Here is a 23,150-nt window from a genome sequence, read left to right as displayed (position 1 = left end):
CTGAGTCAATACGCGCCGCCGACGGGGTGGCGGGCTACAAAATGATCCGTACCGACCTGGACCAGCGGTTGCACCACCGGTTCATCGTTCAGTTTGCGGATCGGGCTGGGGATTTCATCGGACAGCAAGGTGCGCTTCATGTGGCGGCGCGCCGGATCGGCGATCGGCACGGCCGACATCAGCTTCTTGGTGTAGGGATGCTGCGGGTTCTCGAAGATCGCGCGGCGCGGGCCGATCTCGACGATCTGGCCCAGGTACATCACCGCCACGCGGTGGCTGACGCGTTCGACCACGGCCATGTCGTGCGAGATGAACAGGAACGAGATGCCCATGTCGCGCTGCAGGTCGATCAAGAGATTCACGATCTGCGCCTGGATCGACACGTCCAGCGCGGACACGGATTCGTCCGCGATCACGACCTTGGGGTTCAGGGCCAGGGCGCGCGCGATGCAGATGCGCTGGCGCTGGCCGCCCGAGAATTCGTGCGGGTAGCGCTGCGCCATTTCCGGCGGCAGGCCCACGCGTTCCAGCAGTTCGGCCACGCGGCGCTCGGCATCCTTGCCCTTGGCGACGCCGTGCACCAGCAGCGGCTCCATGATGGAGAAGCCCACGGTCACGCGCGGATCCAGCGAGGCGAACGGATCCTGGAACACGAACTGGATGTCGCGGCGCAGGGATTGCAGCTCGGTGTTCTTCAGGCGCACGATGTCGCGGCCGCCGAAGCGGATCTCGCCGCCCTGGCTGTCCACCAGGCGCAGCAGCGAACGGCCCGTCGTGGACTTGCCGCAGCCGGACTCGCCGACCAGCGACAGGGTCTCGCCGGGATACAGGTCGAAGCTGACCTTCTCCACGGCGTGCACGCGACGCTGCACGCGGCTCATGATGCCGCCGCGCAGGTCAAAGCGCGTCACCAGGTTGCGCACGCTCAGGATGGGCTCGCGCTTGGCGGCGGGCACTTCCTGCGTGCTGGCCGCGCCGGCTTCGGCCACCGGCTGGACCTGGCCTTCGACCTGCAGCAGCGGGAAGCGCGCGGGCAGGTCCGTGCCCTGCATGGCGCCGAGCTTCGGCACGGCCGACAGCAGCGCCTTCGTGTACGAATGCTGGGGCGCGGCGAACACCTGTTCGGACGGGCCTTCCTCGACCTTGTCGCCGCGGAACATGACCAGCACGCGGTCGGCCACTTCGGCCACCACGCCCATGTCGTGGGTGATGAACACCACGCCCATGTGCATTTCTTCCTGCAGTTGGCGGATCAGTTGCAGGATCTGGGCCTGGATGGTCACGTCCAGCGCCGTGGTCGGCTCGTCGGCGATCAGCAGGGCCGGCTTGCATGCCAGCGCCATGGCGATCATGACGCGCTGGCGCATGCCGCCCGACAGTTGATGCGGATAGCGGTCCAGCACCGACTTGGCTTCGGGAATCCGGACCTGTTCCAGCATGCGCAGCGCTTCCGCGCGCGCCGCCGCCGCATCCATGCCCTGGTGCTCGCGGATCGATTCGGCGATCTGGTCGCCGGCCGTGAACACCGGGTTCAAGGAGGTCATCGGCTCCTGGAAAATCATCGCCATGTCGGCGCCGCGCACGTTGCGCATGACACGCTGGTTGGCGTTGGCCAGATCGATCACGGAGCCGTTGCGCCGGCGCAGGGCCATCCTGCCCTGGGCGATGCGCCCGCCGCCGTGTTCCACCAGACGCATCAGCGCCAGCGACGTCACCGACTTGCCCGAACCCGATTCGCCCACGATGGCCAGGGTTTCGCCCCGGTCCACATGGAACGACAGATTGCGCACGGCTTCGACCGTGCGCTCGGAACCCACGAAGCGCACCGTCAGGTCGTCGACCTGGACCACGCGGTTATCCGGCAGCGCCAGGCTGTTTGCGCGATCAACCATCTCTTCTCATTCCCAAAATAAACCTACAGATCCAAACCGCCGCCGCTCATCGGTAGATGGCGGCCACCGGCTTCTCGCCTACGCGGGCGTAACCCCGGTACATGCCTTCCGTGTTGAACGGCAAGGCCACATTGCCCTGGGCGTCGACGGCCACCAGGCCGCCCTTGCCGCCGATGGTGGGCAGTTTTTCCATCACGACGCGGTCCGCCGCCGCTTCCAGCGAGGCGCCGCAGTATTCCATCTGGGCCGCGACGTCGTACGCGGCGACCATGCGGATGAACATTTCGCCCGTGCCGGTGGTGGACACGGCGCAAGTCTTGTTGCTGGCATAGGTGCCGGCGCCGATCAGGGGCGCATCGCCCACGCGGCCGACCTGCTTGTTGGTGATGCCGCCCGTGGACGTGGCGGCGGCCAGGTTGCCCTGGGCGTCGACGGCCACGGCGCCGACGGTGCCGAACTTCTTGTCGGCGTCCAGCGGATCGGCCGGCGCGGGCTGGCCGCGCGCGACCATGGCCTGGCCGTCGTGGTCCAGCACGGCGGCGTCCGGCGTTTCGCGCTGCACGCGCAGCAGCTGCTCGCGGCGGGCCTCGGTCGAAAAGTACGACGGGTCGACCAGTTCGACGCCTTCCTGGCGGGCGAACGTTTCGGCGCCCTCGCCAACGAAGAACACGTGCTTGCTGTTTTCCATGACCTTGCGCGCGGCAACGATCGGGTTGCGCACGCAGTTCACGTTGGCGATCGCGCCCGAACGCAGCGTCGCGCCGTCCATGATGGCGGCGTCAAGCTCGTGGGTGCCGGCGCTGGTGAACACGGCGCCGTGGCCCGCGTTGAACAACGGGCAGTCTTCAAGCAGGCGCACGGCCTCGGTGACGGCGTCCAGCGCGCTGCCGCCCTTGGCCAGCACGGCCTGGCCGGCGGTCAGGATGGACTGCAGGGCCGCGAGGTATTCCTGTTCTTTTTCGGGAGACATGGCCGCGCGGGACATCGCGCCGGCGCCACCGTGAATGGCAATCACGGGTTGAATCATCGTTTACCTACTCCATGGATGAGCCACGGCATCACGGACTGGGTGACCCCAGCGGCGGCCGCGACGGAATTCTTGGCCCGATAGGCCACCGCCGCGGATAGGGCTTCGATGAGCCCCAACGCGGCGGTTTCGGAATTGGGAATGAGCTGGCGTGCGGAGTACGCGTACAGCACGACGGAGGCAGTTGGCGCCAGCGGCGACGTGGGCTTGTCCGTCAGCACCAGCACCGGCACGCCTGCCTGCTTGGCAGCGCCGGCCAGCGTCACGGTGTCGGCCAGGTAGCGCGGAAAGCCGATGGCGATGACCAGGTCCTTGCCCGTCATGCGCGACATCTGGCGCGCGGCGTGCGACACGCCGCCGGGACCGGCCAGCGATTCGACCGAATGCAGGTGCATGCACAGGCCGCGTTGCAGCAGGCCCGCGAGAAACCCGCTGGCCCCGAAACCGATGATGAAAACGCGCTCGGCGGCCAGGATCGCCTCGACCGCCTGCTCACAGGCGGCCGAATCCAGGGCCTGCAGGTTGCGCTGCGCGTTGCGGATGTCTTCTTCCAGCGTGGCGGCGAAGATCTGGACGGCGCTGGCGGAGTGCGCCAGTTCGGTGCGCAGCTTTTCGACAGGTTCCAGCGCGGCTTCGAAGCCGCGGGCCAGTTCGGCGCGGAATTGCGGGTAGCCCGGCAGATCCAGGGCGCGCGCAAAACGGTTGGCCGTGGCGACCGACACGCCCACGGCCGCCGCGAATTCGTCGATGGTCATGGTGGCGACGCGGAACTGGTGCGCCAACACGTACTCGGCCATCTTGTGCTGGGTCCGGCTCAGCGCGGGCTGGGCCCGGGCGATCCGATCAGCAATCGTAAGTACGGCCTTGTTCATCAAAACGGGGGGAAGTCGGAGGCGGGTTTATGTAAATCTGTTTACACGCAAATTTTAGTTAAGAAAATTGATTTTCATACTAAGGGTATACCCGTGATTAGTTGTAACAATCGCTCGGATTAAATCGGGGCCGGTTTGAGGTACGCTTGTTGCCCCCTTCATTTCTCGCTATCTGGAATGCCCGCATGCTGCCCGCCTGGACTTGCAAACCCCATGCCGACCTGACCCCCGCTGAGCTCTATGCCATCCTGCGGCTGCGTTCGGCGGTTTTCGTGGTGGAACAGAACTGCGTGTTCCTGGACATGGACGGCAAGGACCTGCAAGGGCAGACCGAGCACCTGATGGCGTGGCGCGACGGCGAACTGATCGCGTATTGCCGCCTGCTGGAGCCAGCGTTGAACGACGGCAACGCCGTCATCGGACGGGTCATCACCGCCCCCGCTGCCCGCGGCACGGGCCTGGGCCACGAGCTCATGCGCCGCGCCAAAGTGGAAGTGCAGCGCCTCTGGCCCGGCCAGCCGGTCTACCTGGGCGCGCAGGCGCGGCTCAAGGGCTACTACGGCGGCCACGGCTTCGTGCCGGTCACCGAGGAATACATGGAAGACGGCATCCCGCACGTGGGCATGTTGCTGCAGGAGACCGCATAGCGGCGCGGCCGCGCCGGAATGAAAAAGCGCCCCTCGCGGGGCGCCTTCGAATGGACGGCCGGCGGACTGCCGGCGGCCCCGGGGGTTACTGAACCGCCGACACGTCCAGCTTCGCGCCGGTCTTGGACTTGATCTCGTCCACCGTCACGCCCGGTGCCGTTTCCAGCAATTTCAGGCCGTTTTCGGTGACTTCCATCACGCCCAGGTCGGTGATGATGAGGTCGACCACGCCCACGCCCGTGAGCGGCAGCGTGCACTCGGGCAGCAGCTTGATGTCTTCGGAGCCGTCCTTCTTCTTGGCCACATGCTCCATCAGCACGACCACGCGGCCGACACCGGCCACCAGGTCCATCGCGCCGCCCATGCCCTTGACCATCTTGCCCGGGATCATCCAGTTGGCCAGGTCGCCTTTTTCAGAGACCTGCATCGCGCCCAGGATGGCCAGGTTGATCTTGCCGCCGCGGATCATCGCGAACGAGTCGGCCGACGAGAAGATCGACGAGCCGGGCAGCGTCGTGACCGTCTGCTTGCCGGCGTTGATCAGGTCGGCGTCGACCTGGTCGTCGGTGGGGAACGGGCCGATGCCGAGCAGGCCGTTTTCGGATTGCAGCCACACTTCCACGCCCTTGGGCACGTGGTTGGCGACCAGCGTGGGCAGGCCGATGCCCAGGTTCACATAAAAGCCGTCTTGCAGCTCGCGCGCGGCGCGCGCCGCCATTTCATCGCGGGACCATGCCATGTCGTCTTCTCCTTAGGCCGGGCGAGTGGTGCGTTGTTCGATGCGCTTTTCGGGCGTGGCGTTCAGCACGATCCGTTGCACATAGATGCCGGGCAGGTGGATCTGATCCGGGTCCAGGCTGCCGGTGTCGACGATTTCTTCGACTTCGACCACCGTGAACTTGCCCGCCATGGCGACGTTGGGATTGAAGTTGCGGGCCGTCTTGCGAAACACCAGGTTGCCGCTGCGGTCGGCGATGTGCGCCTTCACGAGCGACACGTCCGGCACCAGCGAACGTTCCATGACGTACTGATGGCCGTCGAACTCGCGGATTTCCTTGCCGTCGGCGACGATGGTGCCCACGCCCGTGCGGGTGAAGAACGCCGGAATGCCGGCGCCGCCCGCGCGCAGCTTTTCGGCCAGCGTGCCCTGGGGCGTGAATTCAAGCTCGAGTTCGCCGGACAGGTACTGACGTTCGAATTCCTTGTTCTCGCCGACGTAGGACGCGATCATCTTGCGCACCTGGCGCGTATTGAGCAACTGGCCCAGGCCAAAGCCATCGACGCCCGCATTGTTGCTGATGCAGGTGAGATCCTTGACGCCCGAATCGCGCAGCGCGGCGATCAGCGCCTCGGGGATACCGCACAGGCCGAAACCGCCCACGGCGATCATCTGACCGTCCTTGACGATGCCTGCCAGCGCCTCCTGGGCGCTTGCATAAACCTTGTCCATCGCTCCAACTCCTAGTTAAGGTCGAACCAAAGTAAGCCTGCCCGCCGCTACCCGCGCACGGGTCCCGGAAAAATCGGGGAAATCGGGGCAGACCCAGTCTTTCCTTGGGGCGCGGCTGCTGGCGCTTGCCACACGGGCATCGCGGCTGGGCCCGATTTCCGTGGAACGGCTGCGCCGTGGGTGGCGCGCCCTCATTGCTTTTGTGATTTTGCGCTAGATTTTACCGGCATGTCCGGCCAAAGCACGCGCTATTTTGGCGGGGCCGCGCCCGCGCTGCCCGCGCGGCCCACGTGGATTACGCTGCCGCGGTGAATTGCGTGCCCAGTTGCGCCAGCACTTCCTGCGGCCACGGCGCGGACGTATTGGCCACGTAGTCCATCCAGACCAGGACGTTGCGGCCGCGGGCATAAGGGCCCACGTCGTCGCCCACTTTCTCGAGCAGCAACTCGAATTCGGCGCTGGAACGGCCGATGCGCGTCACGGTGTGCGTGACCCGCACCGTGGCCGGATAGGTCAGCGGACGCAGGAAATCGCACGACGCATGCGCCAGGATGGCGCCATTGTCGGCGGGCAGCTCGAAACCCGCGCCATACAGGATCTGCATGCGGGCCTCTTCCATGAGTCGGAAATACAGCGTGTTGTTCAGATGGTTCAAAGCGTCTGAATCGCCCCAACGCAAAGGCAATTCGAGCTGATGGGTGTCGCCCACCGAAAGAAGCCGCGCCGACGGATTGTCCGGGTTCACCAATTACTCCTGAAGGCTAAAAGAAATGCGAAGGCATACAGGACCCTCGCCTGCAATACAATCGCCGATAATACTTCCAGCCAAATATGGAATACATACGGGGAGCTTTGCAAATGTCTGAACGCGAGTCGATGGAATATGACGTGGTCGTGGTTGGCGGTGGACCCGCTGGCCTGGCCACCGCAATCCGTCTCAAGCAACTGGCCGCTGAGAAGAATCAGGAGATCGGCGTCTGCGTGCTCGAAAAGGGCGCGGAACTTGGCGCGCACATCCTGTCCGGCGCCGTCATGGACCCGCTGGCGCTGACCGAACTCATCCCCGACTGGAAAGAGAAAGGCGCGCCGCTGAACGTGCCCGTCACGCAGGACAAGTTCCTGTTCTTGTCCGAGACCGGCGCGCGCGCCACGCCGAACTGGCTGCTGCCGCAGTGCTTCCACAACGAGGGCAACTACATCGTCCGCCTGGGCGACGTCGTCAAATGGATGGGCGAGCAGGCCGAGGCGCTGGGCGTGGACATCTTCCCCGGCTTTGCCGCCGTCGAAGTGCTGTACGACGAGAACGGCGCCGTCCGTGGCGTGGCCACCGGCGACATGGGCGTGGCCCGCGACGGCAGCCACACCGACCACTACCAGCCCGGCATGGAACTGCATGCCCGCTACACAGTGTTCGGCGAAGGCGCGCGCGGCCAGCTCGGCCGCCAGCTCATCGAACGCTACAAGCTGGACGACGGCCGCAATCCGCAGTCCTACGGCATCGGCATCAAGGAAATGTGGGAAGTCGATCCGGCGCAGTCCAAGCCCGGCCTCGTGGTCCACACCGCCGGCTGGCCGCTGGACGCCGACACCTACGGCGGCTCGTTCCTCTATCACCTGGACAACAACCTGGTGGCCGTGGGCATGATCGTCGGCCTGGACTACGCCAACCCCTGGCTGTCGCCCTTCGACGAATTCCAGCGCTACAAGACGCACCCCGCCATCCGCGGCACCTTCGAAGGCGGCAAGCGCATCGCCTACGGCGCCCGCGCCATCACGGCGGGCGGGCTGCTGGCGCTGCCCAAGCTCACGTTCCCCGGCGGCGTGCTGGTCGGCTGCGAGGCCGGCTTCCTGAATGCCTCGCGCATCAAGGGCAGCCACGCCGCGATCAAGTCGGGCAAGCTGGCCGCCGAAGCCGCGTTCGATGCGCTCACCGCCGACCGCCGCCAGGATGAACTGACCGCCTATCCCAAGGCCTTCGAGTCGTCCTGGCTGCATGCCGAACTGAACAAGGCACGCAATTTCAAGCAGTGGTTCAAGAAGGGCCGCACCGTCGCCACGCTGATGACCGGCATCGAGCAATGGCTGCTCAAGGGCAAGATGCCCTGGACGCTGCGCCACAACAAGCCCGACCACGCCTGTCTGCAGCCGGCGTCGCAGTGCGCGCGCATCGACTACCCCAAGCCGGACGGCAAGCTCACGTTCGACAAGCTGAGCTCGGTGTTCATCTCCAACACCAACCACGACGAGAACGAACCGGTCCACCTGACCCTGAAGGATCCGTCCGTGCCGGTGAAGGTGAACCTGGCCAAGTACGGCGGCCCCGAAGCGCGCTATTGCCCGGCCGGCGTGTACGAGTTCGTCAAGGACGATCACGGCGAAGACCGCCTGCAGATCAACGCGCAGAACTGTGTGCACTGCAAGACCTGCGACATCAAGGACCCCACGCAGAACATCGTCTGGGTGGCGCCGCAGGGCGGCGAAGGGCCGGTCTACAGCGGCATGTAATTCCATCGGGCGCCCGCGCCCGGCCACAAGGCGCCCCGCGGGGCGCCTTTTTTTCCGACCATCTGGAGCGACACCATGAGCGAACGCGTACTTCTCACCGGCTGCGGCGACCTGGGCCTGCGCGCGGCGCGGCGCTTGCTGGCGCGCGGCGCCGAGGTCCATGCCCTGCGCCGCCATCCGCCCGCCGGGGACACCAGCGGCATTCGATGGCTGCAGGGCGACATCACCCGTCCCGACACGCTGACGGCCCTGCCGCAAGGCGTGACCCGGCTGATCCACCTGCCCTCGCCCGGCGCGCGCGATCCGCAGGCCTACCGCGGCGTCTTCGTCGATGGCCTGGCCAATGTGCTCAAGGCGCTGGACGCGTCCCGTCTGGCCCGCATCGTCTTCGTGTCCTCCAGCGCGGTGTACGGCGAGCATCATGGCGCCTGGGTGGACGAAGACACCCCGCCCGCGCCCCAGGGGTTCAATGGCCGCGTGCTGCTCGAGGCCGAGGCCGCGCTGGCGGCGCAGCCCGTCTCGTCCACGGCCCTGCGCCTTGCGGGCCTGTATGGACCCGGACGCATGCAGCTCATCGAGCGTTTGCGTAGCGGCGCGGCCGGCGCGCCCGTGCAGCCTGAACATTGGGCCAACCGCATCCACATCGACGACGCGGCCGCCGCGGTGGTCCATCTGGCGCTGCTGCCTGACGTGGCGCCGGTGTATATCGGCTGCGACGACACGCCCCTGCCCCTGCACGTCCTGTATGCGGAACTGGCCAGAATGATCGGCGCCCCCGCGCCGCGCGTGGCGCTGGCGCCCGCCAACGTCGGCAGCAAGAAACTCAGCAACGCCCGCCTGCGCGCCAGCGGCCTGACGCTGCAGTGGCCCGATTCCCGCCTGGGCTACGCCGCCCTGCTGGCCGAAGGCGGCGCGGCGCAGGCATAGTTCGCCCAGCACCGAATCGTTGTGGGCGGCGCTGGCAGATACTGACGGCCATCTTCACTGCCGGCCATTGCCATGCCCCCCGCCCATCCCCTGGACGCCGTCACCCACCCCGACCCCTATCCCTACTACGCCGCGCTGGCGCGCGACCGGCCGCTCTATCGGGACGGGGCGCTGGACCTGTGGGTCGCGGCGCATCCCGATAGCATCACCGCCATTCTGCGGCACCCCGCCGCCCGCGTGCGCCCCCTGGCGGAGCCGGTGCCGCGCGGTTTGTGCCCAGGGCCGGCGGCAGATCTGTTCGGCCGATTCGTCCGCATGAACGACAGCGCGGCGCATGCGCGATTGAAGGCGTTGCTGGCGGCATTCATCCAGCAGCAGCAACGACAAGGCGAGGATGTGCACGCCCCGCCTGCGTGGCTACCCGCCGCGCCGCGCGATGCCGCCGGCATCGACCGCTACCTGTATGCCGCGCCTGTCCACGCGCAGGCCGCCTTGCTTGGCCTTGCGCCGTCCCTGCATGCCGATTGCGCGCACGACATCGTCATGTTCCTGGGCGCGGTGCACGCCAGTGCCAGAGCCAATACAAATGCAGGTGCCCGTGCGGAAGCGGACGCGGCACGCATCGTCGCCGGCCAGGCCGCCGCCGCGCGCCTGCAGGCTCGCCTGGAAGCCCACTTGTCCGGACCGCTGGCCTCGCCCGCGCTGCGCAAGCTGGGCGCAGACGCGGCGCACGCCGGCATCGCGCCTGGCATGGTGGCCGCCAACCTGGCCGGCCTGCTGTTCCAATCTTGCGAGGCGGGCGCGGGGCTGCTGGGCAACGCGCTCGTCATGGCGGGACGCCGCGGCCCGCAAGCCCCGGCCACCCGCAGGCACGCCCTTGCCCTGATCGACGAGGTGTTACGCCGCGATCCGCCCCTGCACAACACCCGGCGTTTCATGGCCGAGCCCGTCGAGATCGACGGGCAGCGCATCGAGGCCGGCCAGGCCGTCCTGCTCGTGCTCGCGGCCGCGGCCATGGCCGAACCGGACGCGGGCTGGATCTTCGGCGCGCAGCGCCATGCCTGCCCGGGCGCAGTGCCGGCCAGGAGCCATGCCGCCGACGCGCTCCTGCACGTGCTGGGCGCGGGCGTGGATGCGGCCGCGCTGGCGGCGCGATTCCGCTATCGCCCCTTGCCCAACGCGCGCATCCCCCAGTTCGATTTTCAAGAGGAGACCCGCCCATGATCGCCGTGATTTTCGAGGTCGAGCCCGCCCATGGCGACCCCGCCCCTTATCTGGACATCGCCGCCAGCCTGATCGACGAATTGCGCACCATCGACGGCTTCATTTCCGTCGAACGCTTCCAGAGCCTGTCCGCGCCCGGCAAGCTGCTGTCGCTATCGTTCTGGCGCGATGAGGCCGCGGTGCTGCGCTGGCGTTCGCTGGAATCGCACCGCCGCGCGCAGGAGGCCGGCCGCGGCGGCGTGTTCCAGAATTACCGTCTGCGCGTCGCGCAGGTGTTGCGCGACTACGGCATGGCGCAGCGCGACGAGGCGCCCGCCGACAGCCGCCAGCGCCACGGCTGACGGGCAACGGCTGACGGGCCCCGGTCCGCGCCAGCCGGTCCGGCGGTTAGCCCATCAACCGGGCCACTGCCTGGACCACGCGCCGCACGTCGTCGGTCGACACGTCCAGGTGTGTCACCAGACGCGTCGGACCGCCGTAGACGGCGCGCATCAGGATGTCTTCATGGGCGAGCGCCGCGGTCAGCGCCTCGCAGCGCGACGGCTCGAATTCCGCGAACACCATGTTGGTGTCCTGGCTCAGCACCTTGACGCCGGGAATGGACCGCAAGCCTTCGGCCAGCAGGCGCGCGTTGTCGTGGTCCTGGGCCAGCCGGTCCACGTTGTGCTCCAGCGCATACAGGCAGGCGGCCGCCAGCACGCCGGACTGGCGCAGACCGCCGCCCAGCATCTTGCGCCAGCGGCGGGCGCGCGCGATCAGTTCCTCGCTGCCGACCAGCACCGATCCCACCGGCGCGCCCAGGCCCTTCGAAAAGCAGATGGACACCGAGTCGAACGGCTGGCACAAATCCGCCACGGGCCTGCCGCTGGCCACTGCCGCATTGAACACGCGGGCGCCGTCCAGGTGCGTGGAAAGGCCCTGCTCGCGCGCCCAGGACGTCGCGGCCTGGATGTAGGCGGCCGGGATCAGCTTGCCGTGGAAGGTGTTCTCCAGCGCCAGCAGGCGCGTGCGCGCAAAGTGCGGATCGCCGGCGGGCTTGAGCGCCGCGGCCAGCTTTTCCAGCGGCAGGGAACCGTCCGGCGCATGCTCGATGGGCTGCGGCTGGATGCTGCCCAGCACCGCCGCCCCGCCGCCTTCGTATTTATAGGTGTGCGCAAGCTGGCCCACGAGGTATTCGTCGCCCCGTTCGCAATGCGCCATCAGGGCCGCCAGGTTGCTTTGCGTGCCCGACGGAAAGAACAGGCCCGCGGCCTTGCCGGTGCGTTCGGCCAGCGCCTTCTGCAGGCGGATCACGGTGGGGTCGTCGCCCATCACGTCGTCGCCCAGCGGGGCGCTGGCCATCGCCTGCAACATGCCGGCGCCGGGCCGGGTGACGGTATCGCTACGCAGATCGATCATGAAAATATTCCAGGTAGAGGGAAAGTCGGATGTCGGCCGGATCAGTCGGCGCGCGCCGCAGGCGCTGCGCGGCTCACGACAAATATGCCAGCCAGGATCAGCGCCATGCCGCCCAGCTCGACGGGCGTGGGCCGTTCGGACAGGATCGCCCACGCCAGCAGCATGGCGACCACGGGCACGCCCAGGCTGGACAGGCCGGCGATGGATGCGGGCACCCGGCGCACGACCTGCAGCCACAGCAGCCAGCCCGCCGCGGTCGCGATCAGCACAATGTAGGTCATGCCGGTCCAAAGCTGCCAGCCCCATTGGGCGGTCATCTGCGGCACCAGGTAGGCCACCGGCACCATGACCAGGCCGCCGAACAGCATCTGCCACGCGGTGAAGGTCATCACGTCGGGCGCGTGTCGGTCGAACATGCGCTTGGACAGCACCGTTCCCACGCCCCAGCACAGGCCGCTACCCAGGCCCAGCAGCACGGTGCGGATATCGCCAAGCCCGTTCCAGGGCTCGACGAAACAGACGAGGCCGATGGCGGCCAACGCGATGCCGGCCGCGTGCCGGGCGGTGGGCCGTTCGCCCAGCAGCCACCAGGCAAACAGAACCACCCAGAAGGGCATGGTGTAAGCCATGAGCGACACCTTGCCCACGCCACCGCTCACCAGCGCCGTCTGCACGAAGCCCTGGAAGCCGGCCGTCTGCGTCAGGCCGATCAGCAGGGTCAGCTTCCACGGCGGCATAGCCAGCGGCCGGTGCGTGACAAAAGCGAGCAGGAAGAGCACCAGGCTGCCCGTCACGTAGCGCAGCGCCACGAAATCGAAGGGCCCGATGTACGGCACGATCAGCTTCATCGCGATCCAGCTTCCCGCCCAGACCAGGATGGTGCTGAACATCAGGGCAAGCCCTGCGCGATCGAAACTGCTGCTCACGGGTGCGGCTCCGTAGGAAGGAATCGGGGATCAGGAAAGACTACGCCCGTGCCGCATCATGCCGGCACGGGCGTAGACATTATGCGCCTGTCGCGCTGCAGCGGCCGGAGGCATCCGGCCGGCTGCGATCACAGCGGCTTGGAGAGCTGCTCCAGGATGGCGGGATTTTCAAGGGTGGACACGTCCTGCGTGATCTCTTCGCCCTTGGCGACCACGCGCAGCAGGCGGCGCATGATCTTGCCCGAACGGGTCTTGGGCAGGTTGTCGCCAAAACGGATGTCCTTGGGCTTGGCGATGGGGCCGATTTCACGGGCCACCCAGTCGCGCAGCTGCTTGGCAATGGCTTGGGCCTCTTCGCCTTCCGGACGCGAACGCTTGAGCACCACGAAGGCCACGACGGCTTCGCCGGTGGTGTCGTCGGGACGCCCCACCACCGCGGCCTCGGCCACCATTTCGTGCGCGACCAGCGCGGATTCGACTTCCATCGTGCCCAGGCGATGGCCCGAGACGTTCAGGACGTCATCGATGCGGCCCATGATCCAGAAATAGCCGTCCGCGTCGCGCTGCGCGCCGTCGCCCGCCAGGTAGTAACCGCGCAGTTCCGGCGGGAAATAGCTTTTCTTGAAGCGCTCCGGGTCGCCCCAGATGTTGCGGATCATGGCGGGCCACGGGCGCTTGATGACCAGGAATCCGCCGTTGCCCTTTTCGACGTCGCCGCCGGTTTCATCGACGATGGCGGCGGCGATGCCCGGCAGGGGCAGCGTGCACGAGCCCGGCTTGGTGGGCGTGGCGCCGGGCAGCGGCGTGATCATGTGCCCGCCGGTTTCGGTTTGCCACCACGTGTCCACGATGGGGCAGCGCTCACGGCCGACGTTCTTGTGATACCAGATCCAGGCTTCGGGATTGATGGGCTCGCCCACCGTGCCGATGATGCGCAGGGAGTCCAGGTCGTAGTTCTGCGGATGCGATTGCGGCGTGGCCTCGGCCGCCTTGATCAGCGAGCGGATCGCCGTGGGCGCCGTGTAGAACGTGGTGACCTTGTGGCGCGCGATCATGTCCCAGAAACGGCCGGCGTTCGGGTAGGTGGGCACGCCTTCGAAGACGATCTGCGTCAGGCCCGCAGCGAGCGGACCGTAGGTAATGTACGTGTGGCCCGTGACCCAGCCCACGTCGGCCGTGCACCAGTAGACGTCGTCCTTGCGCGCATCGAAGGTCCATTTGACGGTCAGCAGCGCCCACAGCAGATAGCCCGCGGACGAGTGCTGCACGCCCTTGGGCTTGCCGGTGGACCCGGACGTGTACAGGATGAACAGCGGATGCTCGGCGTTGACCGGGACCGGTTCGCAGGTGTCGGGCTGACCGGCTTCGACATCGTGCATCCAGAGGTCGCGGCTGTCGTTCCATTGCACCTTGCCGCCCGTGCGGCGGTACACGACGACCTTGGTGACAGCCTCGCAGCCGCCCATGGCGATGGCTTCTTCCACGGCGGGCTTGAGCGGAATGGTCTTGCCGCCGCGCACCTGTTCATCGGCGGTGATGACGAGTGATGCGCCCACGTCGACGATGCGCTCCTGCAGGCTTTTGGCCGAGAAGCCGCCGAACACCACCGAGTGCGTCACGCCCAGGCGCGCGCAGGCCTGCATGGCCACGACGGCTTCGATGGACATGGGCATGTAGATGATGGCGCGGTCGCCCTTCTTGTAGCCCAGCGCGGCCAGTCCGTTGGCGAAGCGGCACACGCGCGCCAGCAGTTCGCGGTAGGTGACCTTGTCGACCTTGCCGTCGTCGGATTCGAAGATGATGGCGGTCTTGTCGGCGTTGCCGTTGGTCAGGTGCACGTCCAGGCAGTTGGCCGAGACGTTCAGCTCGCCGTCGCCGAACCAGCGGTAGAACGGCGCATCGGATTCGTCCAGGACCTGGGTGAAGGGCTTGGTCCATTGCAGGTTGTCGCGCGCCTGCCCCGCCCAGAATCCGTCGAAGTCGTTCTCGACCTGCGCGCACAGCGCGTTGTAGGCGTCCATGCTGGGAATCGCGGCGCCCTGCGCGGCGCGCTCGGGCGGCGGAAACACGCGGTTTTCCACCAGTACGGACTGAATAGCGTTCGACATGATCTTGTCTCCAATAGGTGATTCTGTTGTTTATGCTGCTTTTTTATTACCCATCTGCAACCGTATCGCCGCGCTCTTACGGGCACCTTACGCAAAATGCGGGCCGGAGCCCGCGGCGTGGCGCGCCGCGGCGGCGCCGGACCTGGGCAGGAAGACGCCATGAGGCATCCGCCAGGCAGCATGCACAAGCCTGCGCCGCGCCGCCGCGTTGCCGACCCGCAGGTCGGTTCAGCCGCGACGCAAGGCAGCCCATAAGGATAGCAGCCGCCGCAGCCCGGGCGAATACCGCATTCAGGCGGTCCGGCGCGCCAGGCCGCGATGCATGTCCACGCGCGACAATAGGACCAGTCCTCCGACGAAGAACAGCCCCGTCACGAGGATGGCCAGGCGATGATTGCCGTGCGTGGCCCAGGTGACCAGCCCGTAGGTCAACGGGCCGATCACCGCGGCAAGCTGCACCGCAAAGGTCCACAGCGAATAGAACTCGGCCAGCCGGCCCGCGGGGGCAAGCGCCCCGGTCATCGCGCGGCCCGCGCTCTGCGTGGTGCCCATGCACAACCCGGCCAGCGCGGCGGCGATCCAGAACACCGGCGCCGTCACGGCCGCGTAGGCCACCAGCACCATCACGATCCACCCGACGAGCGTGATGGCCAGCGCCGGCTTGTGGCCGATTCGGTCCTGCACGTAGCCGAACGAAAACGCCCCCGCCGCCGCGCCGATGTTCACCGTGAACACCAGCAGCATGATCTGCGGCGTGGTGAAGCCCATGACTTCCGACGCATACACCGCGGCCAACGTGATGACGACGGAGATGCCGGCCTGGTAGCACGCGATGCACATCAAGAGGCGCCGGAATTCCGGAAAGTGCAGGCCGGTCTCACGCCAGGCAAACGCCAGCCGCCTGAGCATGTGCAACGCGGCCGGATTGCCGGACTTCGGTTTGGCGCGTTCGCGCAGCAGGAAGAACGAGGGCAACGCGGCCAGGGCGAACACCGTCGCGGTGACCACGATGACCCACGGCACGAAGTGTTCGGCCGTCGCGCCGCGCGCCTCGGCCAGCGTCACCACGACGAGCGACAGGCCCAGCGTGAGCATGCCGCCGCAATAGCCGAAGCTCCAGCCCCAACCCGAAACGCGTCCCAGCGCCTGCGGCTTGGCCAGTTCGGGCAGAAAGGCCGCGACCACGGACTCGCCCACGCAATAGCAGTAGTTCGACACGACGATGGCCGCGAGCGCCAGCCACACGTCTCCCGGCCCGGCCTGTGTGAGCACCAGCGTGGCCGCCACGCAGCCGGTCGTACTGGTGTAGAGCAGCCGGCGCTTGCTGGCCCGCGCATCCGCGCGCGCGCCCAGCGTGGGCATCGTCAGCATGATGAGCAGGTAGGACAGCGACAGCGCCGCGGTCCATGCCAGCGTGGCCCACGGGGCGCGCCCGCCGACCACGCCGACGAAATAGGTGCTGAAGACCGCCGTGAGGATCACGGTGGTGTAGCCGGAATTCGCGAAGTCGTACATGGCCCATGCCCAGACTTCGCGCCGGGTCACGCCCGGGTTCAGCGGACTGTCGTCCGCCGCCCGGGGGTCCTGCGCGGAAACGCCGGCCGGCGTTTCCGGCGGCAGCGCCTGGCTCATAGGCCCAGCGCGGCGATGCCTGCTTGCGCGATCTGCACGTCCTCGGTCGACTTCACGCCCGAGACGCCCACCGCGCCGACGACCTGGCCGTCGGCCACGACCGGCACGCCGCCCTCGAGCATGCCTTCGATCAGCGGCGCCGACAGGAACGAGTAGCGGCCGTTGTTGATGAGCTCTTCATAGACGCGCGACTCGCGGCGGCCCAGCGCGGCCGTCTTGGCCTTGGCGGGCGCGATGTGCGACGAGATGGGAGCCGCGTCGTCCAGGCGCAGCATGCCCAGCAGATGGCCGCCATCGTCGGTCACGGCGATGGTGACGGCCCATTTGTTCTGCAAGGCGTGTGCTTCGGCCGCGGCCAGGATCTTTTTGACGTCGTCGGCGCTCAGCACGGGTTTGGTTTTCATTGCAGTGACTCCTTGATCTGTTCGAGGGCGTTGGGGTCTTCCATGGTGGTCAGGTCGCCGGGATCGCGCGACTCGCACACCGCGACGATCGCGCGGCGCAGCACCTTGCCGGAACGGGTCTTGGGCAGGGCGCCCACGAACCGGATCCTGGCCGGCCTTGCCACCGCCCCAAGCTGTTCTTCCACCAGCCGCATGATATCGCCTTCCAGCCGCTTTGCCGCTTCCGGCGTATCGGCGCCGGCGGGATTCTTCAACACGGCGAAGGCCATGGCGACCTGCCCCTTGAGCGGATCGGCCACGCCCACCACCGCGCATTCCGCGATGCCGCTGTGGCTGTTGACCGACTCCTCGATTTCGCGCGTGCCGAGCCGGTGGCCCGCCACATTGATCACGTCGTCCGTGCGGCCAAGGATGAACCAGTAGCCGTCCGCGTCCACCCGCCCCCAGTCGAAGGTGGAATACACCTGCCGATCCGGGATGGCCGTGAAATACGTCTGCACGAAGCGCTCGTCGTCGCCCCAGATGGTGGACATCGCGCCGGGCGGCAGCGGGGGCACGATGGCGACCACGCCCTTCTGGTCAGGGCCCAGGTCTTCGCCGGTGGATTCGCTGACGATGCGGACGTCAAATCCATAGACGGGAAACGAAGGGCTGCCGAACCGGGTGGGCACCTTTTCGATCCCGGGCTGGGCCGACAGGATCGGCCAGCCGGATTCCGTCTGCCAGTAATTGTCGATGATGGGCTTGCCCAGCCCTTCGGAAATCCATTGCGCCGTCGGCTCGTCCAGCGGCTCGCCGGCCAGATAGACGGCGCGCAGCGTGGACAGGTCATGCCGCTTGAGCAGCGCCGGATCCTGGCGCTTGAGGACGCGCACGGCCGTGGGCGCCGAAAAAAGCGTGTTCACGCCGTATTGCTCGACCAGTTTCCAGAGGATGGCGCCGTCCGGGCGTACCGGCGTGCCCTCGTAGAGGATGGTTGACTGCCCGCCGATCAGCGGCCCATAGACAATGTAGGAATGCCCCACCACCCAGCCGATGTCGCTGGTGCAGAAGTACGTGTCGCCGGGACGGCCATCGAACAGGTATTCCATGGACGAGGCCAGCGCCACCGCATAACCGCCGGTATCGCGCTGCACGCCCTTGGGCCGGCCCGTGGTGCCGGAGGTATACAGGATGTAGCTGGGCTCGGACGATTCAAGCCATTCGACCGGCACGCGCGCGCCGCGGTGACGTTCGCGCAAGGTGGCGTAGTCCAGGTCGCGTCCCGCCACCGGCTCGAACGGCGACAGGCCGCGGTCGAACACCACCACCGACGCGGGCGGCGATTTGGCAAGGCTGAGCGCGCGGTCCAGAAGCGGCTTGTAGGCCACGACCTTGCCGGCCCGCGACCCGCCGTCGGTGCAGACCACCACCTTGGGCGCGGCGTCGTCGATGCGCTGCGCCAGATTCACGGACGCAAAGCCGCCGAACACCACGGAGTGGACGGCGCCGATGCGCGCGCAGGCCAGCATGGTGAACACCGCTTCCGGCACCATCGGCATGTAGAGCAGGACGCGGTCGCCCCGCCCTACCCCGAGTTCGCGCAGCATCGCGGCGGCGGCGTTCACTTCTTCGTAGACGTCCTGCCGGGTGTAGACCTGCTCGCGGTCCACTTCGGTCGACACCCAGATGAGCGCGGGGCTGTCCGCCTGGGTGGGCAGCCAGCGGTCGACCGCGTTGTAGCAAAGATTGGTCCGACCGCCTACGAACCACTTGGCGAATGGCGGCCGGGAGAAATCCAGCACAGACTCGAAAGGCGTCTCCCAATGGATGCGGCTGGCTTCCTCGCGCCAGAACGCGTCACGGTCATGAACCGAGCGATAGTGGAAATCCCGGGTTCTTTGCATAGTTGTCTCCTGGTATTGTTCATACGCCTTAAGGCTGATTGATTTGTTGTCAAATCTTTTCGGTCATTCTGGTAGGCAAACCTTGCACGAGGCTTGCCGCAAGTCAAAAAATTCTTCCAGATGTCCACGCTGCATGGATATTTAGGGCCGTTACGTCACGAATCGGTCTTGAAAGTTTGGTAGAATCCCCGCGAAGTTGCACATAATTGTTGAATTTGCTGACATTTCGGCCCCATCCGCGGCTAATACGCCGGTTGTTGCCGTCTTCAGTGATTCATCCCCAGGCGAATGCATCGACACTCCATACTCGCGCGATTCAATTCAACCAATGGCCATGCAAAGCGCGGTTTGCGCATGCTCGCGTTGGTTGCGTGCGTCGCGGGTGTGGCCGGTTGTGCAAGCAATAGCCAAAAGTCAACCGCCCATACGTCCGAGATCGATCCCTACGAGATGGAATGGGTCGCCACCGCCGATGACCCGATCGGTATGCTGGTGGTGCAAAAATTCAAGCGTGAACGCCAACGCAACCTTGCCGGTGTCTCCACGGACAACGCCATGGTCAGCGAGGCCCTGAACCACCTGGGCATCCGCTACCGCTTCGGCGGCAGCTCCCCCGACACCGGTTTCGACTGCAGCGGCCTGGTGGCCTACTCGGCCGAACGCGGGCTGGGCCTGAAACTGCCCCGCAATGCCGCGGAAATCGCGCGCCAAGGCGTGGCCGTCGCCAAAAATGAGCTCAAGGCCGGCGATCTCGTCTTCTTCAACACGATGGGCCGCCGCTATTCCCACGTAGGCATCTACCTGGGCGACGATCGCTTCGTGCATTCCCCCAGCGCCGGCGGCGTGGTGCGTGTCGAAAACATGACCATGGCCTACTGGAGCAAACGCTACAACGGCGCCCGCCGCCTGGACAACACCTTGATGGCGTCGGCCCGCGCGGCAAACTGACCGCCCCGCCCTTCGCCGGCATCTTCGCACGCAGCGCGCCCGGCGCGCCATCCTCCAAAAATGCAAAACGCCGCCAGACGATCCCGTCCGGCGGCGTTTTTATTTTTTCTCTTCGCGGCGTTTCAGGCCGCAGGCCGTATCGGCCTCCCCAGTTCTTCGTGAATGCGCGGCAAGACGCGTTCGGTCAATGTACCGTGCCGGCGCGCGGGCAAAGGCCGCACTGCTGCAGGGCTTGCTGCATGCTGCACACCGAGCGGCGACAAGCCACGACCCGGATGCCGCCGCGCTGCGCCGCGTTGCGGAAGGTCTTCATGACGTTGTGGCCGAGGAAATCGGTCAGCAGGATGACCAGTTGCGTGCCCGAGGGCAGTTGCAAGGTCTTCTTTTGATGCGAGGGATCACGACCGCTGATGTGGTGCGTGATCGAAATGTTGTGTCCTTTGAGCAGATCGGGAATATTGCCGAGGCGGTCGGCGCCCACTACCACTGCACTAAGTCCTGCCGTCATGATGTACCTCACTGGGTCGTTGAGCCTGGATGTAATGATAATGATTCCTATTTTTTCGTCAACTTAAATGAGATCAGTTCTTATTTAATTATTTTTATGAGATGACGCCAGGGGATAGCCGGCAGGCCCCGCGCGCTGGGCCGGGGCAAAAAAAACGCGACGTCATCGAGACGTCGCGCTTGGGGCGGCGCAGGCAGCCGGGACCGCCCTACTTGGGCACGCCTTGCACCGCGTCGGTGACCACGGCCCGGGTCAGCGACGGCGCCAGCATCTCCAGGAAGGTGTAGACGTAGTCGCGCAGGAACACGCCGGCCTTCACGCCCACGCGGGTGGTGTGCGTGCCGAACAGGTGCCCCACCGGCAGACCGACCAGATTCGAATCACGGCGCGGATCGTAGGCGACGCCGGCGATGATGCCGATGCCCAGGCCCACGTCCACATAGGTCTTGATCACGTCGGCATCGATGGCTTCGAGCACGATGTCCGGATGGATGCCCTGGTTGGCGAAAATCTCGTCGATCGTGCTGCGGCCGGTGAAGGCGCGGTCATAGGTGACGATGGGATATTCGGCCAGTTGCGCCAGCGACAGGCGCTTGGCCGCGCTGGAGGTCAGCTCGGCAAGCGGGTGGTCCGGACGCACGACCACGGTGTGTTCCCACGCATAGACGGGCAAGGTGGCCAGGCCCGGCGTCAGGGCCAGCGATTCGGTCGCCAGCGCCAGGTCGGCCTGTTCATGCAGCACCATTTCGGCAAGCTGGGCCGGACTGCCCTCGGCCAACGACAGGTGGACCTTCGGGAATTGCTTGCGGAACGCGGGGATCACACGCGGCAGCAGATAGCGCGCCTGGGTGTGGGTGCAGGCAATGACCAGTCCGCCTTCGTCACGGCGCGCGAATTCGTCGCTGACCTTCTTCAGGTTGTCGACCTCGCGCATGATGCGGTCGATCACCTGGGACACGGCGAGGCCGGGCTTGGTCAGCCCCTTGATGCGTTTGCCGTGCCGCTCGAAGATCTTGATGCCCAGCTCGTCTTCGAATTCGATGATGGCCTTGGACACGCCTGGCTGCGAGGTATAGAGCATCCGGGCGGCTTCGGTCAGGTTGAAGTCGCGCCGGATGGTTTCACGCACGAAACGAAATTGCTGGAGGTTCATTAATCGGCCCCTGATAGACGGGCCAATTATAAGTAATAAGAACGCCTTGCTATATGAATTATTCGTATAAGCTTAGGAGCAAGGCGTCCCTCCTTTTAGCGCATCGAGATCGTGGTGTTGACCGTCTTGGCATGCGCCGACCAGCGCGCCGTCACGGTCTTGGTCTGCGTCCAGAATTGCACCGCCTGCTTGCCGTTCGGACCCAGGTCGCCCAGCTTGGAGCCGCGCGAACCCGTGAAGCTGAACCACGCCACCGGCACCGGAATGGGCACATTGATGCCGACCTGGCCCACATCGATGTTGTTCTGGAAGTAGCGCGCCGCGCCCCCGTCCTGCGTAAACAGGGCAACGCCGTTGCCGTTGGGGTTGCGGTTGATGAACGCCACCGCGTCTTCCAGCGTCTCGACGCCGACGCAGCACAGGACCGGTCCGAAGATTTCCTCGGTGTAGATGGTCATGTCTTCGGCCACCGCATCGAACACGGTCGGACCCACGAAATTGCCCGACTCAAAGCCCGACACCTTGAGGTTGCGGCCATCGAGCAGCAGCTTGGCGCCTTCGTCCACGCCCTTCTGGATCAGGCTTTCGACGCGCTTCTTGGCGTTGGGCGACACCAGGGGCCCGAGATCGGCTTCGCGATCCGTGCCGACGTTGACCTTGAGCTTCTTGGCGCGCTCGACGAAGTCGGGCAGCCAATTGCGGGCCTCGCCCACCAGCACGGCCACCGACGAGGCCATGCAGCGCTGGCCGGCCGCGCCGAAGGCGGCGCCCAGCAACTGGTTCAGCGCCACTTCCGGATCGGCGTCCGGCAGGATCACGCAGTGGTTCTTGGCGCCCATCATGGACTGGCAGCGCTTGCCGGCGGCGGAGGCGCGGTTGTAGATCTCGGTGCCCACGCGGGTCGAGCCGATGAACGACACCGCCTTGATGTCCGGATGCTCGCACAGGCCGTTGGCCGTCTCGGGGCCGCCGTGCACGACGTTCAGCACGCCCGGCGGCAGGCCGGCTTCCAGCGCCAGTTGGGCCAGGAACAGCGAGGACGTCGGATCCTGCTCGGACGGCTTGAGCACGAAGGTATTGCCGCAGGCCACGGCGATCGGGAACATGAAGCACGGCAGCATCACCGGGAAGTTGAACGCGGTGATGCCCGCGCACACGCCCAGCGGCTGGATCAGGGTGTAGACGTCGATGCCGGACGCGGCGTTTTCGGCGTATTCGCCCAACTGCAAATTGGCGATGGAGCACGCATGCTCGACCACTTCCAGGCCGCGGCCGACTTCGCCTTCGGCGTCGGGCAGCGTCTTGCCGTGCTCGCGGGTGATCATCTCGGCCAGCTTGCCGGTGTTGGCGCGCAGCAGCTCCTGGAACTTCAGCATGACGCGCATCCGCGCGCCCTGCCCGCTGTTGCGCCAGGTCTTGAAAGCCTCCTTGGCGTTGGAGACGGCCAGGTCCAGTTCTTCGCGCGTGGCGAAGGGCACCTTGGCGACGACCTCCTGGGTGGCGGGGTTGATCACGTCTCGCCATTCGGTGGTTTTGGACTGTACGAGCTTGCCGCCGATCAGTAGCGGGACGCGCGGGACTTCACTCATTTTGATGCTCCTCACACTGCGTAGTCGATGCGGATGGACATCCGCGTTCTTGGA

Annotated in this window: 21 protein-coding genes; 6 read left to right on the top strand and 15 right to left on the bottom strand. The window is 66.4% G+C overall.

Going from position 1 to position 23,150, the window contains the following annotated elements; all coding sequences use genetic code 11:
• Positions 1–5 precede the first annotated feature (5 nt).
• From BXA00_RS16145 to BXA00_RS16135, 3 genes are read right to left on the bottom strand one after another with little or no spacing between them, the layout of a single operon-like run.
• Positions 6–1,892 (bottom strand): dipeptide ABC transporter ATP-binding protein, encoded by a 1,887-nt coding sequence (locus BXA00_RS16145; protein WP_076519422.1) that lies wholly within the window; start codon positions 1,890–1,892, stop codon positions 6–8.
• A gap of 46 nt (positions 1,893–1,938) precedes the next feature.
• Positions 1,939–2,919, bottom strand: coding sequence for an isoaspartyl peptidase/L-asparaginase family protein (locus BXA00_RS16140; protein ID WP_076519421.1), 981 nt, complete (start codon positions 2,917–2,919; stop codon positions 1,939–1,941).
• Complete coding sequence (locus tag BXA00_RS16135; protein WP_076519420.1) at positions 2,916–3,791, bottom strand: MurR/RpiR family transcriptional regulator; 876 nt, start codon at positions 3,789–3,791, stop codon at positions 2,916–2,918. The genes BXA00_RS16140 and BXA00_RS16135 overlap by 4 nt, the downstream gene beginning before the upstream one ends.
• A gap of 188 nt (positions 3,792–3,979) precedes the next feature.
• On the opposite strand from BXA00_RS16135, the gene BXA00_RS16130 reads away from it, so the two are divergent.
• Entirely contained in the window at positions 3,980–4,438 is a 459-nt protein-coding gene (locus BXA00_RS16130) for a GNAT family N-acetyltransferase (RefSeq protein ID WP_197685593.1), read from the top strand.
• Positions 4,439–4,523: 85 nt separating this feature from the next.
• Here BXA00_RS16130 and BXA00_RS16125 read toward each other — a convergent pair whose 3' ends face one another.
• From BXA00_RS16125 to BXA00_RS16115, 3 genes are all read right to left on the bottom strand, one after another.
• Positions 4,524–5,177, bottom strand: coding sequence for a CoA transferase subunit B (locus BXA00_RS16125; RefSeq protein ID WP_076519418.1), 654 nt, complete (start codon positions 5,175–5,177; stop codon positions 4,524–4,526).
• Between the two features lie 12 nt (positions 5,178–5,189).
• Complete coding sequence (locus BXA00_RS16120) at positions 5,190–5,888, bottom strand: CoA transferase subunit A (RefSeq protein WP_076519417.1); 699 nt, start codon at positions 5,886–5,888, stop codon at positions 5,190–5,192.
• A 295-nt stretch (positions 5,889–6,183) separates the two neighbouring features.
• Entirely contained in the window at positions 6,184–6,633 is a 450-nt protein-coding gene (locus BXA00_RS16115; protein WP_076519416.1) for a thioesterase family protein, read from the bottom strand.
• Between the two features lie 113 nt (positions 6,634–6,746).
• On the opposite strand from BXA00_RS16115, the gene BXA00_RS16110 reads away from it, so the two are divergent.
• The 4 genes from BXA00_RS16110 (at position 6,747) to BXA00_RS16095 (ending at position 10,885) form a co-directional block, all read left to right on the top strand.
• Positions 6,747–8,393 (top strand): electron transfer flavoprotein-ubiquinone oxidoreductase, encoded by a 1,647-nt coding sequence (locus BXA00_RS16110; protein WP_076519415.1) that lies wholly within the window; start codon positions 6,747–6,749, stop codon positions 8,391–8,393.
• 75 nt (positions 8,394–8,468) lie between these two features.
• Positions 8,469–9,320 carry an NAD-dependent epimerase/dehydratase family protein gene (locus BXA00_RS16105; RefSeq protein WP_076519414.1) on the top strand — a complete coding sequence of 284 codons (852 nt, stop codon included), beginning with the start codon at positions 8,469–8,471 and terminating at the stop codon, positions 9,318–9,320.
• A gap of 72 nt (positions 9,321–9,392) precedes the next feature.
• Complete coding sequence (locus BXA00_RS16100; RefSeq protein ID WP_076519413.1) at positions 9,393–10,544, top strand: cytochrome; 1,152 nt, start codon at positions 9,393–9,395, stop codon at positions 10,542–10,544.
• Positions 10,541–10,885 carry an antibiotic biosynthesis monooxygenase gene (locus BXA00_RS16095; RefSeq protein WP_076519412.1) on the top strand — a complete coding sequence of 115 codons (345 nt, stop codon included), beginning with the start codon at positions 10,541–10,543 and terminating at the stop codon, positions 10,883–10,885. Before BXA00_RS16100 ends, BXA00_RS16095 begins: the two co-directional genes overlap by 4 nt.
• A gap of 46 nt (positions 10,886–10,931) precedes the next feature.
• On the opposite strand, the gene ltaE is transcribed toward BXA00_RS16095, so the two are convergent.
• The 6 genes from ltaE to BXA00_RS16065 form a co-directional block, all read right to left on the bottom strand.
• Positions 10,932–11,942 (bottom strand): low-specificity L-threonine aldolase, encoded by a 1,011-nt coding sequence (gene ltaE / locus BXA00_RS16090; protein WP_076519411.1) that lies wholly within the window; start codon positions 11,940–11,942, stop codon positions 10,932–10,934.
• A 41-nt stretch (positions 11,943–11,983) separates the two neighbouring features.
• Entirely contained in the window at positions 11,984–12,832 is an 849-nt protein-coding gene (locus tag BXA00_RS16085) for a DMT family transporter (protein WP_076519410.1), read from the bottom strand.
• 164 nt (positions 12,833–12,996) lie between these two features.
• Positions 12,997–14,976 (bottom strand): acetate--CoA ligase, encoded by a 1,980-nt coding sequence (gene acs, locus BXA00_RS16080; protein ID WP_076519409.1) that lies wholly within the window; start codon positions 14,974–14,976, stop codon positions 12,997–12,999.
• A 291-nt stretch (positions 14,977–15,267) separates the two neighbouring features.
• Positions 15,268–16,608: an MFS transporter gene (locus tag BXA00_RS16075; RefSeq protein ID WP_076519408.1), complete on the bottom strand. Its 1,341-nt coding sequence runs from the start codon at positions 16,606–16,608 to the stop codon at positions 15,268–15,270.
• Positions 16,605–17,012 carry a heme-binding protein gene (locus BXA00_RS16070; protein ID WP_076519407.1) on the bottom strand — a complete coding sequence of 136 codons (408 nt, stop codon included), beginning with the start codon at positions 17,010–17,012 and terminating at the stop codon, positions 16,605–16,607. Before BXA00_RS16070 ends, BXA00_RS16075 begins: the two co-directional genes overlap by 4 nt.
• Positions 17,009–18,937, bottom strand: a complete 1,929-nt coding sequence (locus BXA00_RS16065; protein WP_255376804.1) for a propionate--CoA ligase — start codon at positions 18,935–18,937, stop codon at positions 17,009–17,011. Before BXA00_RS16065 ends, BXA00_RS16070 begins: the two co-directional genes overlap by 4 nt.
• A gap of 249 nt (positions 18,938–19,186) precedes the next feature.
• On the opposite strand from BXA00_RS16065, the gene BXA00_RS16060 reads away from it, so the two are divergent.
• Complete coding sequence (locus BXA00_RS16060; protein WP_076519405.1) at positions 19,187–19,846, top strand: C40 family peptidase; 660 nt, start codon at positions 19,187–19,189, stop codon at positions 19,844–19,846.
• A gap of 184 nt (positions 19,847–20,030) precedes the next feature.
• Here BXA00_RS16060 and BXA00_RS16055 read toward each other — a convergent pair whose 3' ends face one another.
• The 3 genes from BXA00_RS16055 to BXA00_RS16045 form a co-directional block, all read right to left on the bottom strand.
• Positions 20,031–20,354 carry a DUF2325 domain-containing protein gene (locus BXA00_RS16055; protein ID WP_035212827.1) on the bottom strand — a complete coding sequence of 108 codons (324 nt, stop codon included), beginning with the start codon at positions 20,352–20,354 and terminating at the stop codon, positions 20,031–20,033.
• Between the two features lie 208 nt (positions 20,355–20,562).
• Positions 20,563–21,507 carry a CysB family HTH-type transcriptional regulator gene (locus BXA00_RS16050; RefSeq protein ID WP_076519404.1) on the bottom strand — a complete coding sequence of 315 codons (945 nt, stop codon included), beginning with the start codon at positions 21,505–21,507 and terminating at the stop codon, positions 20,563–20,565.
• Positions 21,508–21,602: 95 nt separating this feature from the next.
• Complete coding sequence (locus tag BXA00_RS16045) at positions 21,603–23,096, bottom strand: CoA-acylating methylmalonate-semialdehyde dehydrogenase (RefSeq protein WP_076519403.1); 1,494 nt, start codon at positions 23,094–23,096, stop codon at positions 21,603–21,605.
• Between the last annotated feature and the right edge of the window lie 54 nt (positions 23,097–23,150).

Origin of the sequence: Achromobacter sp. MFA1 R4, assembly GCF_900156745.1 — a bacterium.
In the GTDB taxonomy this organism is placed as follows: domain Bacteria; phylum Pseudomonadota; class Gammaproteobacteria; order Burkholderiales; family Burkholderiaceae_B; genus Achromobacter.
This window is presented reverse-complemented; position numbering and strand designations above follow the sequence as displayed.

Excerpts from the sequence above, each read along its gene's own strand:
- BXA00_RS16145 (WP_076519422.1), bottom strand. The coding sequence starts at position 1,892 with ATGGTTGATCGCGCAAACAGCCTGGCGCTGCCGGATAACCGCGTGGTC.
- BXA00_RS16140 (WP_076519421.1), bottom strand. The coding sequence starts at position 2,919 with ATGATTCAACCCGTGATTGCCATTCACGGTGGCGCCGGCGCGATGTCC.
- BXA00_RS16135 (WP_076519420.1), bottom strand. The coding sequence starts at position 3,791 with ATGAACAAGGCCGTACTTACGATTGCTGATCGGATCGCCCGGGCCCAG.
- BXA00_RS16125 (WP_076519418.1), bottom strand. The coding sequence starts at position 5,177 with ATGGCATGGTCCCGCGATGAAATGGCGGCGCGCGCCGCGCGCGAGCTG.
- BXA00_RS16120 (WP_076519417.1), bottom strand. The coding sequence starts at position 5,888 with ATGGACAAGGTTTATGCAAGCGCCCAGGAGGCGCTGGCAGGCATCGTC.
- BXA00_RS16110 (WP_076519415.1), top strand. The coding sequence starts at position 6,747 with ATGTCTGAACGCGAGTCGATGGAATATGACGTGGTCGTGGTTGGCGGT.
- BXA00_RS16105 (WP_076519414.1), top strand. The coding sequence starts at position 8,469 with ATGAGCGAACGCGTACTTCTCACCGGCTGCGGCGACCTGGGCCTGCGC.
- BXA00_RS16100 (WP_076519413.1), top strand. The coding sequence starts at position 9,393 with ATGCCCCCCGCCCATCCCCTGGACGCCGTCACCCACCCCGACCCCTAT.
- BXA00_RS16095 (WP_076519412.1), top strand. The coding sequence starts at position 10,541 with ATGATCGCCGTGATTTTCGAGGTCGAGCCCGCCCATGGCGACCCCGCC.
- ltaE (WP_076519411.1), bottom strand. The coding sequence starts at position 11,942 with ATGATCGATCTGCGTAGCGATACCGTCACCCGGCCCGGCGCCGGCATG.
- BXA00_RS16085 (WP_076519410.1), bottom strand. The coding sequence starts at position 12,832 with ATGTTCAGCACCATCCTGGTCTGGGCGGGAAGCTGGATCGCGATGAAG.
- acs (WP_076519409.1), bottom strand. The coding sequence starts at position 14,976 with ATGTCGAACGCTATTCAGTCCGTACTGGTGGAAAACCGCGTGTTTCCG.
- BXA00_RS16075 (WP_076519408.1), bottom strand. The coding sequence starts at position 16,608 with ATGAGCCAGGCGCTGCCGCCGGAAACGCCGGCCGGCGTTTCCGCGCAG.
- BXA00_RS16070 (WP_076519407.1), bottom strand. The coding sequence starts at position 17,012 with ATGAAAACCAAACCCGTGCTGAGCGCCGACGACGTCAAAAAGATCCTG.
- BXA00_RS16060 (WP_076519405.1), top strand. The coding sequence starts at position 19,187 with ATGCATCGACACTCCATACTCGCGCGATTCAATTCAACCAATGGCCAT.
- BXA00_RS16055 (WP_035212827.1), bottom strand. The coding sequence starts at position 20,354 with ATGACGGCAGGACTTAGTGCAGTGGTAGTGGGCGCCGACCGCCTCGGC.
- BXA00_RS16050 (WP_076519404.1), bottom strand. The coding sequence starts at position 21,507 with ATGAACCTCCAGCAATTTCGTTTCGTGCGTGAAACCATCCGGCGCGAC.
- BXA00_RS16045 (WP_076519403.1), bottom strand. The coding sequence starts at position 23,096 with ATGAGTGAAGTCCCGCGCGTCCCGCTACTGATCGGCGGCAAGCTCGTA.